This is a genomic window from Pelagihabitans pacificus (assembly GCF_009371985.2).
Classification (GTDB): Bacteria; Bacteroidota; Bacteroidia; order Flavobacteriales; family Flavobacteriaceae; genus Pelagihabitans; species Pelagihabitans pacificus.
In genome coordinates, this window is the sequence record NZ_VIKU02000001.1 from 178681 (window position 1) to 194484 (window position 15804).

Consider the following 15804-nt stretch of genomic DNA (forward strand, 5'->3'; position numbering starts at 1 on the left):
TTCTAAGTAAACAAAAGTAAAGAACAACCTTAAATTCATTGCAATTAGTCTTCACTTTTTATTAACATTTAACCTAATAATAAATGACCCATTACTATTCCGCAGCTTCTTCCAAAGTAAATTGAAAGCGATCCGAGATGGCGACCGAAAGAGCATCCAAGGTTTCAGGGGTCACGTCCCACAAACCGTTGTCACCATCATTCATCAGATCGGACAGAAAGGCGTCGACTTCCTCCTTCGAAAAATAAGGAGTCTCCGCATCAGGTCTTCTGGTAAACTGTAGGCTGTAAATAAAACCATAGCCTTCGGATAAATCGTGAAAGGCAGTACCATAGGCAGGTGTTTCCTGGGTCAACGAGTTTTTCGCCTGTTGTAGATAGTAAACGGCCCGAATGGCAATGATTTCAGAAATCTTTTGCTTGATAATCGCTATTTGGGCATCTCGAACCTCATAATTCTTTGCGACAATCGCAGCCCGGCCCAATTTGAAGGCCTGAAAAAGGGTCTCCGCAATGCCTTCAAAGTCGGTATCACCCTCTACCCGACCGATGTATTTGTTCAAAAAACTATCGGCACCCAAGTCGGCATTGGGATTGGCAGCATCGGCATTCAATCCGTATACGTAGCCATAGGCCTCGTCCCACTTATGTTCCATAGTAGTATACGATTTTCCTTCGGCGACCGTATCGGCGTCATTCTCGTCGCGGTTGTTCCCCTCGTCAAGTACGGCCAAACTGAGATAGTTATTCAATACCTGATCGGTAGTCCAAGCGCCAATCAATCCTTTGTTGAACAGCTGGTCGTATTCCAAACCTTTGTCGTTTACATATCGAGTCGAAGAACCATCGGGCAACTGACCAGGATTACCAGGGCTGGCCACCACATTGAAATTGGGAAATACCTCGTTTACCTGCGCCATTAACCATGCGTCAAAATCGGCTCTTACCACAGCCTGAATAGCACTATTCGAGGAAAAGTAATCGACCGAGGCGGCCGTTTTACTCTTGATGTTTTTGTCGGAAGCATTCAACTCGGTGTTCTCGAAATTATCAACTCCCTGCTCATGTGCATACATGGCCAACAGCGCATCCGATGTGGTTGTAGGTTCCAATAATAAATCTAAAATTTCCTCGCTCATCAACAACCGGGTGGTCTGTCCACTAAAATCTACCGTTGACTCCCCATTTCGTTCAAACGTATAGCTGGTCGGGTTCTGGATGCCGGTGGTACAGGGTGTGCAACTGCCACCGCAATCCACAGCGGTCTCATCACCATTTTGAATGTTATCGCTACACGTGGCGACCGGGTTTACGGGGTCGTTATCATCGGAACTACAGGAAGCTAAAGAGACGAGAAAAGTGAGTAACAGAAGAGGTCTTAATCGATTCATCGGAAACTATATTTATTTAGACTTGTTTTAAATAGTGTGGCAAATCTAAAGTACAAATCCGTTTTGGACAAGCTTTATTTAAATTAAATCTAAATAAAAAGTGAGATTTAACATTAAGGCCTTATGAGATTATATTCGACCGGGAAGTCGCGCTAATGGAAAACTGAAAATAATTCCGTGGCCTTGTTGAAGGCGGCTTCAAAAACCATCCAATTCACCCCTGTTTCCGCTTTTTCCTTTGTAAAGTAGGACAGCATTTTCTCGGTGGGCATATTCCCGGTAAGCTCGTCCTTGGCCATGGGACAACCCCCAAAACCTTGGACCGCACCATCGAACCTTCGGCAACCGGCCTTGTAGGCAGCATCTACTTTTTGGTGCCATGTGGTCGGGGTGGTGTGCAGGTGGGCACCAAACTCGATTTCAGGGTATGTTGGGATCAAATTTGAAAAAAGATAGTCGATCGTATCCGGGGTAGAGGTTCCTACCGTGTCGGAAAGCGACAGGATACGGGCACCCATTTCGGCCAGACGTTCTGTCCACTCCCCTACCACATCCACTCCCCAAGGGTCCCCATAGGGATTTCCAAAACCCATGGAAATATAAGTAACCACCTCTTTTCCCGTAGCGTTCGCGATACTAAAAATCTCCCGTAGTATTTCGACCGACTGGGCAATCGTTTTATGGGTGTTGCGCATTTGAAAGTTTTCCGATATGGAAAAGGGATATCCAAGATAATCGATTTCCGGATGTTGGCTTGCGTCCCTTGCCCCACGTACGTTGGCCACGATGGCCAATAATTTGCTTTTCGTTCTGGAGAGATCCAGTTGGGAAAGTACCTCCGCCGTGTCGGCCATTTGTGGGATTGCCTTAGGGGAGACAAAACTCCCGAAGTCGAGGGTATCGAAACCACAGCCCAAAAGAGATTGGAGGTAACGCGCCTTATGCTCGGTAGGGATAAACGTTTTAATGCCCTGCATGGCATCCCGTGGACATTCGATGATTTTGACCGTTTCTGGCATAGGTTGTTTTAGCCTTGAACAATTAGTTAGGGGTATTCAAGAGAATCCGATATTGCATCGGAGCCGGTTCCTCCATTTTATTTCGAACGGCTTTTATTCCTCCAAAATTAAAAGGGGTTCTGGCAAAATTAGTGACTATTTATCGGATAACAACAGATAAATACCGATTCCCAAAAAGACGATAATTTGCATCCATTTCAAAAACACCCCTGCTCCCGCATGTTGGGTTAAATAATCTGAAATAGTCCCAGCGAGAATGGCAATTAAACTAAAAACGAGGAAGGAAACGAACATAAATAAAAGTCCCAAAACATAAAACTGCACAACAGTTCCCAAGGTGTCGCTGAACAAAAACCCCGGAAAAAAGGCTAGAAAGAATATGGTAACCTTCGGATTCAGTACATTCATAATCAATCCCTGTTTAAAAAGCTGTCCTAAGCTTTTTCGAGGCGCTTTCCCACCGGAAAGCTGTACGACCGCATCACTACGAAACACCTTAAAGGCCAAATAGAAGAGATAAAGGGCCCCGAAAAGTTTAATGGCAAAAAATAGCCTATCATTGGCTTTGATCAAGGCAGAAACCCCAAAGGCCAATAATGTTGTGTGCACCAAACATCCGGAAATCAATCCCGCCACGGTGGCCAACCCATATTTCTTTCCGTTGGTGATACTTTGGGTAATGACATAAATATTGTCCGGACCAGGGGAAACGGCCAGGGCGGCAGTAGCAAGTATAAACGCATGTAGGATTTCGTAGTTCACGGGAAATGTTCAGAAGCTAGGGTCGAGGGCATAATCACATACGGTAATATTCTCAAGCTTCCTATCGTTCTACCTTATTTTCAATTTGGGCAAAATACAAATTCCTACAGAACTTCAACACTATTTTCATATCTTCCACCAAATTCCAAGCAATGAGCACTAAAGTACAGGCAAGCGTATTATTGATTATTTTTTTATCATTAACCTTTATTTCGTTCAATAGTAAATCGGTCGACCATCCAAAAGCAACGGTCATTATGCAACAAGATAGTGTATTACGCCATGTCGTACTTTTCAAATTTAAAGAAGGAACCCCCGAGGAAAAAGTAAACGAAATCGAGCAAGCCTTTGGAGCGCTACCCTCAAAAATACCCGAAATTCAAGGATATGAATGGGGATTGAACAATAGCCCTGAAGGTCTGGAAAAGGGCTTTACCCATTGCTTCTTTCTTACCTTTGGAAGCGAGGAAGGTCGCGCCATATACCTACCTCATCCGGACCATAAGGCCTTTGGGGATTTACTGGGTCCGCACTTGGCCGATGTCTTGGTAATGGATTATTGGACACGACAGTGAGCAGTGGGCAAAATAAGCAGTCCCTATCCTAACGCCCTGTTACTGTTGGTATTTCCTTAAAATCGCCTCGTTGATTCTTTTTACCAAAGCCGGGCCCTCATATACAAAACCGGTCCAAAGTTGAATTAAATCGGCTCCGGCTTCCAACTTCTCTAGGGCATCCTCGGCACTCATAATTCCCCCGACCCCGATAATTGGGAAAGACTTCTTGCTTTTTTCAGCTAAAAAACGGATGACTTCGGTACTTCGTTCACGCAGGGGCTTGCCACTGAGTCCACCCTTTTCTTCGGTAAATACCAACTCGGATTTCAGGTTCTTGCGTTCCAGGGTCGTATTAGTGGCGATGATTCCATCAATCTTCGTGGTTTCAACGATTTTGATAATATCAAGCAGCTGATCGTCACTAAGATCCGGGGCTATTTTCAACAAAATCGGTTTTTCCTTGCCGTGTTTGCTCTTAACGGCAACTTTTTGATTCTCCTTTTTCATCGCCAGAAGCAGATTGGTCAAAGGTTCCTTGTCCTGAAGTTCCCTTAAGCCAGGGGTATTTGGGGAGCTCACATTGACAACAAAATAGTCTACGTGCTCAAATAGGGCATCAAAACAGATCAGGTAGTCTTTGATAGCCATATCATTTGGGGTACCCTTATTTTTCCCTATGTTGCCTCCGATCAATACCTTGTGGTTTTTTTTCAGTTTTTCAGCCGCATCGAAAACGCCTTTATTATTAAAGCCCATTCGATTGATAATCGCTTCGTCGGCCTTGAGCCTAAACAGACGTTTCTTGGGATTGCCCTCTTGGGGCTTTGGAGTCACAGTACCGATCTCAATAAAGCCAAATCCGAAATCGCTCAGTTCATTAAAGAGTTTTGCATCTTTATCAAAACCAGCAGCCAAACCTACCGGGTTATCGAATTTTAGCCCAAATACCTCTCGCTCCAGTCTGGAGTCCTTAATGGTATACAATGCCCGGAAGATTTTTGAAAAACCAATGTTAGAGAGAAAACGAATCAGCCCGAATGTGAGGTGGTGTGCCCTTTCCGCATCAAGTAGGAAAAAGAAAGGACGTATCATTAACTTATACATAAACCAAGGTAAGATTTACGCAAAAATACGAACTCAATCCTACTATTTTCCCTATCTAGCGCGATTTTTTTAACATTTGCACGTTAATTACTCCGGGGCGATACTATCCTTATAAGATACTGGAATAATTTTGATGGGTTTGCGAAGAGCCTCCATACAGAGATCAAGGTACAGCTGGTACTGTTTTGGATTGAAAGTTGACAATAATATCTTATCCGTTTCCCAGGAAGCATCCACCATTTTTTGCTGAAGCACCTTGTATTTATTGGCCAAGGTGATCAGATCTTCCTCCGTACTTTGGGGATGTTGGTCAAAAAGTTTTTGAATCTCATCCTCGAAAGCCTTATTGGTGACAAGCAGCTCACCCCGTAGCGTCTCCATTGTTGCTTTTTGCTCGGTATTCAATTGAAAAATCTCGGTAATCGCATTGAAATTTTCTCCACCGACATCGAGGGTGCAGTCTTGGGCCCACCCCATCAAGGGAAGGAAGCAAAAGAACAGGATCAATTTAAAAGTATTAAAATTCATTTTTTTTGGAGTTTCAGAACCTCAGGTATGTTTGCTATATAAACAGTATTTTTATCTAAAAATTATATAAATGCAGTACATTATTGACCGATTTGTCGGTTACGCAAAAATCGATACCCAAAGCAATCCGCATTCCGAAACTACCCCTAGCACAGAAAAACAGTGGGTGCTCGCAGATCTGTTGGTAGATGAGCTTACCCGAATCGGTATGGAAGATGTAACGATCGATGACAACGGCTATATTATGGCTACGCTCCCCAGTAATATGGACGCAGAGGTACCTGTCATCGGTTTTATCTCACATTACGATACCTCTCCCGATTTCCCCGCCACCAAGGTGAGCCCTCAAATTATTCGGGACTATGATGGCGGGGATATTGTACTCAATGTAGCGGAAAAAATAGTGCTCTCCCCTTATTATTTTGAGGATTTACTTCTTTATAAAGGTCAGACCTTGATTACCACCGATGGCACTACACTTTTAGGGGCCGATGATAAGGCCGGGATTACCGAAATCATCACCGCCATGGAATACTTGATCAATAATCCGGAGATACCACATGGGAAAATAAGAGTGGGGTTTACCCCCGACGAGGAAATTGGTAGGGGTGCGCATAAATTCGATGTGGAAAAATTCGGGGCCGAATGGGCCTATACCATAGACGGAAGCCAAATCGGTGAATTGGAATATGAGAACTTCAATGCTGCCAGTGCGAAGGTAGTCATCAAGGGAAAAAGCGTACATCCCGGTTATGCCAAAGGAAAAATGGTAAACGCGATTAGCATTGCCAACGAATTCATGTGGATATTGCCCATCGAAGAAACCCCGCAACACACTTCCGGAAGGGAAGGCTTTTTTCATATTCACCATATGAAAGGGGAAATTGAACATGCGGAGTTCGAACTGATTGTACGGGATCACGACCGCGAGCAGTTCGAAAAACGAAAGCAGCTATTGTTGGACATTACCGAAAAACTCAACAAGTTATACGGTAATTGCATCACTATTGATCTAAAGGACCAATACTATAACATGCGGGAAAAGGTAGAACCGGTTTTTCATATCGTAGAAACTGCAAAGGCCGCGATGGAAGCGGTGGGTGTGACCCCTATCATCAAACCTATCCGTGGGGGTACCGATGGTTCCCAACTAAGTTATATGGGACTTCCCTGTCCCAATATTTTTGCGGGTGGACATAATTTTCATGGAAAGTACGAATACATTCCCGTCGAGAGCATGCAGAAAGCGGTTGAAGTTATCGTAAAAATTTGCGAACTTGTAGCAACAAAGAGTTAATCGTTTATACGATAGGTAATTAGGATTATTTAATTCCTGCGTAGCGATACACTCGAAATAGTGAGTACTATGGAAATGTTGGAAAAAGTCGAAGCGTATTTCGAGAAAGACCACCCATTCAAGGAGGGCATTGCGAAACTGCGGGAATTGGCCTTAAAAACCGATTTAGAGGAAACTTACAAATGGAGTTTGCCCACCTATACCATCAACAATAAAAATGTGCTTGGTATTTGTCGCTTCAAAAAGCATTTTGGAATATGGTTTTTTAATGGGGTATTTCTAAAGGATGAAAAGAACGTTCTCGAGAACGCGCAAGAAGGCAAAACGCAGGCGATGCGGCACTGGAAATTCTTCGACAACGACACCATCGATGAAACCATGGTGCTAAGCTATATGAATGAAGCCATTGAGAACGAGAAAAAGGGAATCAAACTGATGCCCAAAACAACGTCGGTTCCAAAAGTAATCGTGCCACAGGAGTTGACCGTAGCCCTCAAAGGCAGTCCCGACCATAAAAAATCGTTCGAAAATCTTTCACCTTCCAAACAAAAAGAGTACGCGGAATTTATATCAACCGCCAAGAGAACGCAAACGAGGCAAAGCCGTTTGAAAAAAATACTTCCCATGATTTTGGACGGGAAAGGGCTCAACGATCACTATCGATGATTTTGGTTACATTCTAAATTCCAAACATTATATACTATCAGATATTTTGAAGGATAAGGGATGTTATTTATCAAAGTATTGGCAGTTTCCAACCATTCTGATAATTCGCGGTGACAAATTCGTTTGCGGCCTCTTCCTTGAATCGATGCGCGGTTTCATCCCAATAGATTCGATTTCCAGTTTTAAAGGCCACATTGCCCATGTGCGACACCAAGGCCGCATCGTATCCTACTTGTATGGGTGCCGTTAACTTGGAGGCGTCCCTACTTTTGACCGCCTCGATGAAATTCACGGTGTGCAAATCGAGCCCGCTGCCCTCGCGTTTTCTGAGGGGAATGGGGTCGATTTTATTCTCTCGTTCCTTATCCCATCCCTGGAACTCCCTTTCGGGAATTACTTCCCAACCATTACGATCGAGCACCAAGGTGCCGTTGTTACCAATAAAGGCAATACCGTGGTTTCTGCCATAGTTGCCGCCATCAATGCCTGTGGCGTGTTCCCATAAAATGGAGAATCCGTCATATTCAAAAACGGTCTGCAGGCTATCGGGTGTCTCGGAGGCGTCATCGGGATAGGCAAACTTTCCGCCTATGGCCATCACCGATTTTGGCGTGCCGGCTTTCATGCCGTAGAGCGCATAATCTATAAGATGTACACCCCAGTCGGTCATAAGTCCGCCTGCATAGTCCCAGAACCATCTGAAATTAAAGTGGAAGCGATTCTCGTTAAAAGGGCGTTTTGGTGCCGGACCCAACCACATATCGTAATCCACTCCTTCGGGAACGGCACTATCGGGGAGTACTGGAACGGGTTTCATCCACCCTTGGTACGCCCATGCCTTTGCCAAACGAATATTACCTAAAGCACCGGAGTGTACGAATTCAATGGCGTCGACAAAGTGCGGTTGACTGCGCTGCCACTGACCTATTTGAACCATTCGGTCACTGGAATTCACATACTTGAGCATAATATCGGCCTCTTGGATCGAATTTGCAATCGGTTTTTCACAATACACATCCTTACCAGCCTGTAGCGCATCGGTCAACATTAAGCAATGCCAATGGTCCGGTGTGCCTATAATGACCACATCAATATCCTTATCGTCCAATAGTTGACGGTAATCTTTGTACCATTTAGGTTTTTTGATACCCGCTTTTTCCAGATCTGCGGTACGCATTCCCAGTACGCTTTCGTCCACGTCGCAAAGGGCGACTACCTCCACTTCATTGATCTTGAGCATTGACGAAAGATCTGAAAAGCCCATACCCTTGCAGCCGATGACTCCGACCTGGATACGGTCATTGGGGCTTACGGTCTTTCTCATTTGTGCCAATAATTCCATCGGAAATAAAAATGCGGCGCCTGTCCCTGCCAGGACAAGACCGCTTTTTTTTATAAAGTGTCTTCTGTGATACATAGTTGTTGATTTAATCTGCTTGAAGATACTTAATTTTCTGTTACCTCCAGAAATTAAAAAGCCCCGACTTTTTCAAGTTGGGGCCCTTGTATACTCATATAAAGAGATTATTTCTTTACCGCTTTGGGAGTATTCAATTTTTTGCTCATCTCCATTGAAATGGCCGAACGGTCAAACTTGAGCTTCCCTGCCATTGTTTCCAGGATACAGGACGAATCTTTTTCGCTCAGCTCCATAATCTTACCGTGGAGACCACTTTTAGTGATGACACGATCGCCTTTTTTTAACTCGGCAGCAAACCTCTTTTCATCTTTTTGGCGTTTCATTTGTGGGCGAATCATAAAGAAATAGGCCACCACAAAAATTAAAATCATCGGCAAAAATTGCCCTATATTCTCTCCCATATACGTACGTAATTCTTATTGGTTCTTATTGGGCTACGGTCGGTCCTGCCGCCTGTGGTCCTCCATTCTTCGGATTTACAAAAGCTTTGATTCGAAGTAACTCGGAACCTTTTTCGGTATTGGCAGTAATGGTGATGGTCTTGGTCACTTGATTTTGACCGGAACCGTTGAATTTCACCAATAGTTCCCCTTTTTCACCCGGAGCTATTGCCTTGTTCTTCGGGTATTCGGGAACCGTACAACCACAGCTACTTTTTGCATCTGTTATAATCAATGGTCCGTTACCGGTATTGGTAAAGGCAAAAATGGTTTCTTGCGGCGTACCTTGATCAATGGTCCCAAAATCATGCTCTTGCTTTTCAAAGGTCATTACCGGGACCAACTTTGCGGCTTCATCCCTTTCTGCAGCCTCGGCCACATTCGCCGTATTTACTTTGTTGGCGGCATTTTCCTTACAGGAAGTCAAACTTAACATTGCGATGGCTCCTAAGGCCAAAAACATTCTTTTCATCATTTTTATTTTTATTGTTAGTTTCTTAAGGTGCCGTTTATCGATGAACATCTGTAAACCTGCACTCTTAGGTAACGTAGCACCTGTGTATTTTATTTTATCCTACGCGAGTGCAAAATTAAAGAAATAATTTATAATAGCCCTCTACCCACTTTGTTAAGTTTGCCCTCTGTTCGGTATTCCTTTACCAACTTATCCAATATACCGTTAATAAAGATACTGCTCTTAGGTGTTGAATACTCCTTTGCGATTTCCAAAAATTCATTAATGGTCACCTTCTCAGGTATTGACGGAAAATTAAGTAATTCGCAAATAGCCATTTTTAACAACACTCCATCGATATCCGCAATCCGATCTTTATCCCAATTGGGGGTCTTTCCTTCTATTTCACGCTCCCATTCGGCATCGTTCAACAAGGTCTTGGTCAACAGATTTTGGGCAAACACCATGTCTTCTTCATCTTTCAATAGTTTTGGTAAAAAGAACGATTCGTTTTGCCCCTCAGTTACTTTTTTAAACTGCTTTAACAAAAAAGTGTTTACAATCGGAATGTCATCGACCCAAGTGAGTTTATTATCCTCAAAGTACTCGTAAATCTTATCGTTCGGGGCAATCACTTCCCTGAACAGTTGTAGTACCAAGTTTTTGTCCTCCTTGTAGGAGCTACTCCCCGAATTCATGTAGTCATTGTAAATAGCACTATCGACAATGGCCTTGTAAATTAATTTTACGTATTCTTCGTTCAAATACCAATTGTTCAATTTACGCTTGGCAAGTTCGCTCTTTAGCGCTTTGTTGTTGACCAATTGTAGAAGTAGGCGATTATTGATAAACTTTTGTTTATCCGGATAGGCATCCGAGCTGTTGGATAAATACTTCTTCGATGCGCGTTGTAACTGGTCGGTCGCCATGCCGTGCAGCTCTATCAAAAGGCTTAGAAGCAGTAAGTAGAGGGTGTACATATTCTCTATGCTGGATTTGAGAAACTTCTCTTGCTTCTCCAAAGAATCGTCCTTGGATTGGGTCAAGGCGTAAATACATTGCATCACTTTTACCCGAATATGCCTTCTTGTTAGCATGTTAAAGAACTTTTATGGAATTGGGTTTATTCGTTACGGCTGCAAAAATAGGAATCTATTTTCAATACTGGTCGTTGAATGTACGTTTATCATCACATGGGATGGAAAACGGTATGCTTCCCGTTTACTCCAGTCCACAAGAAATCAAACGGTTTATGTTTTTCTTTGCATTTGGCGCTTGCGAGGTACTACCAACAGGCCTATCTTTACCGACTTAGCGCAACGCTTGAATGAAAGAACTTAAATACCTCAACAAATACTTCAAAAAGTACTGGCTAAAGCTGCTTCTAGGGGTCATTATTACGATTATTGCCCGAATCTTCTCATTGGTCATGCCATCCTATGTAAAGAAATCTATCGAAGTAATTGAAGATTTCAGCGCAGATCAGTTATTGGAGCAGGAGGCCCGGGGGTTACTCTTGGAGTATATTTTGATCATTCTTGCCACGGCCCTCTTATCGGGACTATTCACTTTTTTAATGCGACAGACCATTATCAACGTATCCCGCTATATCGAGTATGACCTAAAGAACGAAGTATTTGACCATTATCAATATCTGAATCTCAATTTTTACAAAAAGAATAGAACCGGCGATTTGATGAATCGTATCAGCGAGGATATCAACCAAGTACGGTTGTATGCAGGCCCCGCCATTATGTATGGTATGAATGCCCTCACCCTTTTCGCCTGTTTGATACCACTGATGTTTATAAAGGCCCCGACCATTGCCCTGTATACGATAGCGCCTTTCCCCATACTCTCTTTTTTGATTTACAATATCAGTAAGATCATCCATAAAAGAAGTACGAAGGTTCAGGAGTTTCTTTCCAGGTTATCGACCTTTACCCAAGAATCATTTTCCGGGGTCGCGGTCATAAAAGCGTATGGCTTGGAACCCAAAATACATGACGATGTGGAAACATTGGCGTCGGAAGGAAAAAGCAAAAGTGTTGACTTGGCAAAGGTCGATGCCTGGTTCTTTCCCTTGATGATCTTGCTGATAGGTGTGAGCAATATTTTTGTCATTTATATCGGCGGCAAGCAATACATGAATGGGGAAATCGACTCGATTGGTATCATCGCCGAATTTATTCTTTATGTGAACATGTTGACGTGGCCCGTAGCCATCGTAGGGTGGCTCACCTCTATCGTGCAACGTGCGGAAGCCTCCCAAAAAAGAATCAATGAATTCTTGAAAGAGGAGCCCGAAATCAGAAATGAAGTAGACGAATCGACACCTATTGAAGGAAAAATAGAGTTTAGAAATGTTTCTTTCACCTATGAGGATACGGAAATTACCGCTCTCAAAAATCTTTCGTTCACAGTGCATCCTGGGGAAACCGTTGCCATTTTAGGAAAAACAGGTTCCGGAAAATCGACCGTTTTGGAATTAATAGCGCGACTGTACGATGTGAGCGGCGGTGAGATACTTATCGACGATGTTCCAATAAAAAACTTGAACTTGTTCAGCCTTCGGGAAGCAATCGGAACCGTACCGCAAGACGCTTTCCTCTTTTCCGACTCCATAAGCAATAACATCAAATTTGGCAAGAACAACGCTACCGATGAAGAAGTGGTTACCGTGGCAAAGAATGCCGTGGTACATGAAAACATAATAGGGTTTTCCAAACAATACGATACGGTCCTTGGGGAAAGGGGCATCACTTTAAGTGGCGGTCAAAAGCAACGGGTATCGATTGCCCGTGCCCTGTTGAAAGACCCAAGAATATATTTGTTCGATGATTGCCTATCGGCCGTCGATACGGAAACCGAGGAAGAAATCCTGAACAATCTCAAGCAGGCATCCCAAAATCGTACCACCCTAATTGTGAGCCATCGGGTCTCCTCGGCGAAGAACGCCGATAAGATATTGGTTTTGGAAGATGGGCAACTGATACAGCAGGGAACCCATGAGGAGTTGAATGCGATAGAAGGATACTACAAAGAACTTTATTTGAACCAGTTGTCGGAGAAAGAAAACTAAAAAATTGTTGTTCGATACGCATTTTTTTTTCATTTTTGATAGATTAACACTTATTTAAATAACTAGACACTAAACGAAATGGGCGAAAGAAACATTGAAGATCAGGAAGAAATATATTCCAAAGTCTTACGGGCTGGAAGAAGAACGTACTTTTTCGATGTAAGGAGCACCAAGGCCGGAGACTATTATCTTACGATTACTGAAAGCAAAAAGTTTACCCACGACGATGGCTCTTTCCATTATAAAAAACACAAGATATACTTATATAAGGAAGACTTTGAAGCCTTTAGGGAGCATGTATCGGAGATGATGGATTATATTATCGATGAAAAGGGGACAGAGGTCATTTCCGAAAGACATCAGAAAGACTATAAAAAAGAGGAAGATCCCAGAACCACCAATAACGGGGAGGTCACGCCCTCTGATAGCTTCACGGATATCGACTTTGATGATATCTAAGTCTCCGGATTGAAAAATCAAGTTTAAAACGGCCTGTTCTTAATGGCCGTTTTTTTATATTTAACCATTGACTAAACCCAACGGAAAAATGAAAAGATTTTTATTGATTCCCCTGATACTCCTAGGCATCAACACAAGAGCGCAGGAGAACTTGGACCTGAATTACTACCTTCCACAAGACATCACTTATGACAGCAATATTCCTACCCCCAAGGAGGTAATCGGCCATGAAGTGGGTGAATGGCATGTAACCCACGATAAACTGGAATTTTACATGCGAACCTTGGCAGCTGCCAGTGACCGTATTTCTATAGAAAATCGTGGTGAGACATTTGAGGGCAGGCCTATTTTACTTCTCACGGTTACCTCACCCAACAACCACCAAAAACTGGAAAAAATCCGGATGGATCATATTGCATTGAGTGAAAATGGCGCCGGTTCACTGAATTTGGAAGAAATGCCGATCATCGTATACCAGGGATTCTCCATACACGGCAATGAACCCAGTGGGGCCAATGCAGGATTGGCCTATGCCTACTACTTGGCTGCAGCCCAAGGACCGGAAATCGAGGCGTTATTGAACGATATGGTGATCCTAATGGATCCGTCCTATAATCCCGACGGCCTGCAGCGCTTTGCCTATTGGGCCAACACCAACAAGAGCATCAATCTGAACGCCGACAATAATGAAAGGGAATATCATGAAGTGTGGCCAGGTGGTCGCACGAACCACTATTGGTTCGACATGAACCGCGATTGGCTGCCAGTTCAACTTCCCGAAAGTCGTGCTCGGATCAGGACTTTTCACAAATGGTTGCCCAACATCCTCACCGACCATCATGAAATGGGCACCAACTCCACGTTTTTCTTTCAGCCGGGAGAACCCACGCGGGTACATCCTTTGACCCCGAAAATCAATCAGGAACTCACGGCCGAAATTGGGACCTATCATGCCAGGGCGCTTGACAAAATCGGCTCTCTTTACTATTCGGAGGAAGGATACGACGACTATTATTATGGGAAGGGATCCACCTTTCCCGATGTGAATGGCTGTATCGGTATCCTTTTCGAACAGGGTAGCTCCAGAGGGCATGTCCAAGAAAGCGAGAATGGATTGCTGACCTTTCCTTTCACCATACGAAACCAGTTTACAACGGCCTTGTCAACCATCGAAGCGGCTAAAGAAATGCGTCCCAAAATCCTACAATACCAACGTGACTTTTATAGCAGCTTACGAAACGAAGGGGCTAGGAGCAAAACCAAGGCCATCGTTTTCGGAGACAGCAAGGATGCTGCCAAGACATGGCACTTTGCCGAGATCTTGAATCGCCACGGTATCAAATTCCATGAATTGGCCAATGACGTTACCTTGGATGGGAAAGCCTTCAAAAAGGGAAATAGCTATGTAGTACCCATGAACCAGAAAAATCCCCGTTTGATTCAGGCCATGTTCGAAAAGCGAACCACTTTCACCGATAGTTTATTTTATGATATTTCGGCATGGACCTTTCCCCTCGCTTTTAATGTGGACTATTCCGAATTATCATCTTTGGCCAACGCCGGACCTGAGGTTGCGAATTTTACAGAGCTTGCAGGTGGGGTTGACAAAGCGAGTAATTATGCCTATCTATTCGAATGGCATGAGTATTATACGCCGAGGGCATTAAATGCGATTACCAATAACGGGATTAGGGCCAAAGTTGCCAAATCACCCTTCACTTTGGAAGGCCGGCAATACGATTATGGCACAATAATGGTCCCGGTACAGAACCAGAAGCTGAATGGAGAAGAGCTGTATCAATTCCTTGACAAAGTTGCGAAGGAGAGTAAGATTCAAATAACAGCGGTAGGTACAGGACTTACCAAAGGCATCGATTTGGGAAGCAATGACTTTGATCCGGTCAAAAAACAAAAAGTGGCCATTATCGTCGGCGATGGCATCCGGTCCTATGATGCTGGGGAAATCTGGCATCTATTCGACACCCGCTACCAAATGAAGCTCACCAAAATAGACGTCTCCTATTTTGGGCGTGCCGACCTAAGCAAGTATACCGATATCATCATACCCAGTGCCTGGGGCAATGGATCGCTGAGTGAATCGGATGCCAAAAAACTAAAAAATTGGGTCAAGGCAGGGGGCACCCTGATCGGGTATCGAAACGCGGTCGAATGGCTTCAAAAAAACGAACTCATGAAACTAGAGTTCAAGAAAGATACGCTCGTAGCCAAGAACATTTCCTTTGAGGAAAAACGTGATTTCAACGGAGCCCAGGTTACAGGAGGTGCCATTTTCGAGGCAAAACAAGATCGTTCCCATCCAATTAACTTTGGGTATAAAAATAACAAACTGGCACTTTTTCGGAATACGAACATCTATATTGAGCCTAATAAGGATAGCTACAACAATCCTATTCAATATACCGATGACCCGCTGCTAAGCGGATACATTTCGGAGGAAAATTTAGATTTGATCAAGAATAGTGTCCCATTTCAAGTACAGCGTATGGGTAAGGGGCGCGTAATTGCATTTACCGATAACACCAATTTCAGGGCTTTTTGGTATGGTACCAATAAGCTATTGATGAACGCTATCTTTTTTGGTGGAATGATGTAACGGGTTTTGACA

General features: G+C 43.7%; 15 protein-coding genes. 6 read left to right on the forward strand and 9 right to left on the reverse strand.

Going from position 1 to position 15804, the window contains the following annotated elements; translation table 11 throughout:
* Positions 1-94 precede the first annotated feature (94 nt).
* From FK220_RS00840 to FK220_RS00850, 3 genes are all read right to left on the reverse strand, one after another.
* A complete protein-coding gene (locus tag FK220_RS00840) occupies positions 95-1390 on the reverse strand; it encodes a DUF4856 domain-containing protein (RefSeq protein WP_152572394.1) in 1296 nt (431 codons plus the stop codon).
* 152 nt (positions 1391-1542) lie between these two features.
* Positions 1543-2409 carry a hydroxymethylglutaryl-CoA lyase gene (locus tag FK220_RS00845; protein WP_152572395.1) on the reverse strand — a complete coding sequence of 289 codons (867 nt, stop codon included), beginning with the start codon at positions 2407-2409 and terminating at the stop codon, positions 1543-1545.
* 135 nt (positions 2410-2544) lie between these two features.
* Positions 2545-3171, reverse strand: coding sequence for a LysE family translocator (locus FK220_RS00850; protein ID WP_152572396.1), 627 nt, complete (start codon positions 3169-3171; stop codon positions 2545-2547).
* 257 nt (positions 3172-3428) lie between these two features.
* Here FK220_RS00850 and FK220_RS00855 point away from each other — a divergent pair, with 257 nt between their 5' ends.
* On the forward strand, positions 3429-3746 hold the full coding sequence (locus FK220_RS00855; protein WP_394352414.1) for a Dabb family protein: 318 nt from the start codon (positions 3429-3431) through the stop codon (positions 3744-3746).
* A gap of 39 nt (positions 3747-3785) precedes the next feature.
* Here the strand turns inward: FK220_RS00855 and FK220_RS00860 are convergent, their stop codons facing one another.
* Both FK220_RS00860 and FK220_RS00865 read right to left on the reverse strand, forming a co-directional pair.
* Positions 3786-4832, reverse strand: coding sequence for a quinone-dependent dihydroorotate dehydrogenase (locus FK220_RS00860; protein ID WP_152572398.1), 1047 nt, complete (start codon positions 4830-4832; stop codon positions 3786-3788).
* An 87-nt stretch (positions 4833-4919) separates the two neighbouring features.
* A complete protein-coding gene (locus FK220_RS00865; RefSeq protein ID WP_152572399.1) occupies positions 4920-5360 on the reverse strand; it encodes a hypothetical protein in 441 nt (146 codons plus the stop codon).
* A 70-nt stretch (positions 5361-5430) separates the two neighbouring features.
* Between FK220_RS00865 and pepT the strand changes: the two genes are divergently transcribed.
* Both pepT and FK220_RS00875 read left to right on the forward strand, forming a co-directional pair.
* The gene (gene pepT / locus FK220_RS00870; RefSeq protein ID WP_152572400.1) at positions 5431-6657 is read left to right on the forward strand and encodes a peptidase T; all 1227 of its coding nucleotides are present in this window, start codon (positions 5431-5433) and stop codon (positions 6655-6657) included.
* Between the two features lie 69 nt (positions 6658-6726).
* Positions 6727-7323, forward strand: a complete 597-nt coding sequence (locus tag FK220_RS00875; RefSeq protein ID WP_152572401.1) for a YdeI/OmpD-associated family protein — start codon at positions 6727-6729, stop codon at positions 7321-7323.
* Between the two features lie 70 nt (positions 7324-7393).
* Here the strand turns inward: FK220_RS00875 and FK220_RS00880 are convergent, their stop codons facing one another.
* The 4 genes from FK220_RS00880 to nusB all read right to left on the reverse strand — a co-directional run bounded on the left by FK220_RS00880 (position 7394) and on the right by nusB (position 10734).
* On the reverse strand, positions 7394-8740 hold the full coding sequence (locus FK220_RS00880) for a Gfo/Idh/MocA family protein (protein WP_152572402.1): 1347 nt from the start codon (positions 8738-8740) through the stop codon (positions 7394-7396).
* A gap of 107 nt (positions 8741-8847) precedes the next feature.
* A complete protein-coding gene (yajC, locus tag FK220_RS00885; protein ID WP_152572403.1) occupies positions 8848-9144 on the reverse strand; it encodes a preprotein translocase subunit YajC in 297 nt (98 codons plus the stop codon).
* 25 nt (positions 9145-9169) lie between these two features.
* Entirely contained in the window at positions 9170-9655 is a 486-nt protein-coding gene (locus tag FK220_RS00890) for a DUF1573 domain-containing protein (protein ID WP_152573611.1), read from the reverse strand.
* 131 nt (positions 9656-9786) lie between these two features.
* Positions 9787-10734, reverse strand: a complete 948-nt coding sequence (nusB, locus tag FK220_RS00895) for a transcription antitermination factor NusB (RefSeq protein WP_152572404.1) — start codon at positions 10732-10734, stop codon at positions 9787-9789.
* Between the two features lie 230 nt (positions 10735-10964).
* Here nusB and FK220_RS00900 point away from each other — a divergent pair, with 230 nt between their 5' ends.
* From FK220_RS00900 to FK220_RS00910, 3 genes are all read left to right on the forward strand, one after another.
* Positions 10965-12719 (forward strand): ABC transporter ATP-binding protein, encoded by a 1755-nt coding sequence (locus FK220_RS00900; RefSeq protein ID WP_152572405.1) that lies wholly within the window; start codon positions 10965-10967, stop codon positions 12717-12719.
* A gap of 78 nt (positions 12720-12797) precedes the next feature.
* On the forward strand, positions 12798-13178 hold the full coding sequence (locus tag FK220_RS00905; protein ID WP_152572406.1) for a PUR family DNA/RNA-binding protein: 381 nt from the start codon (positions 12798-12800) through the stop codon (positions 13176-13178).
* An 88-nt stretch (positions 13179-13266) separates the two neighbouring features.
* The gene (locus tag FK220_RS00910) at positions 13267-15792 is read left to right on the forward strand and encodes a M14 family metallopeptidase (protein WP_152572407.1); all 2526 of its coding nucleotides are present in this window, start codon (positions 13267-13269) and stop codon (positions 15790-15792) included.
* The last annotated feature ends 12 nt before the right edge of the window (positions 15793-15804 follow it).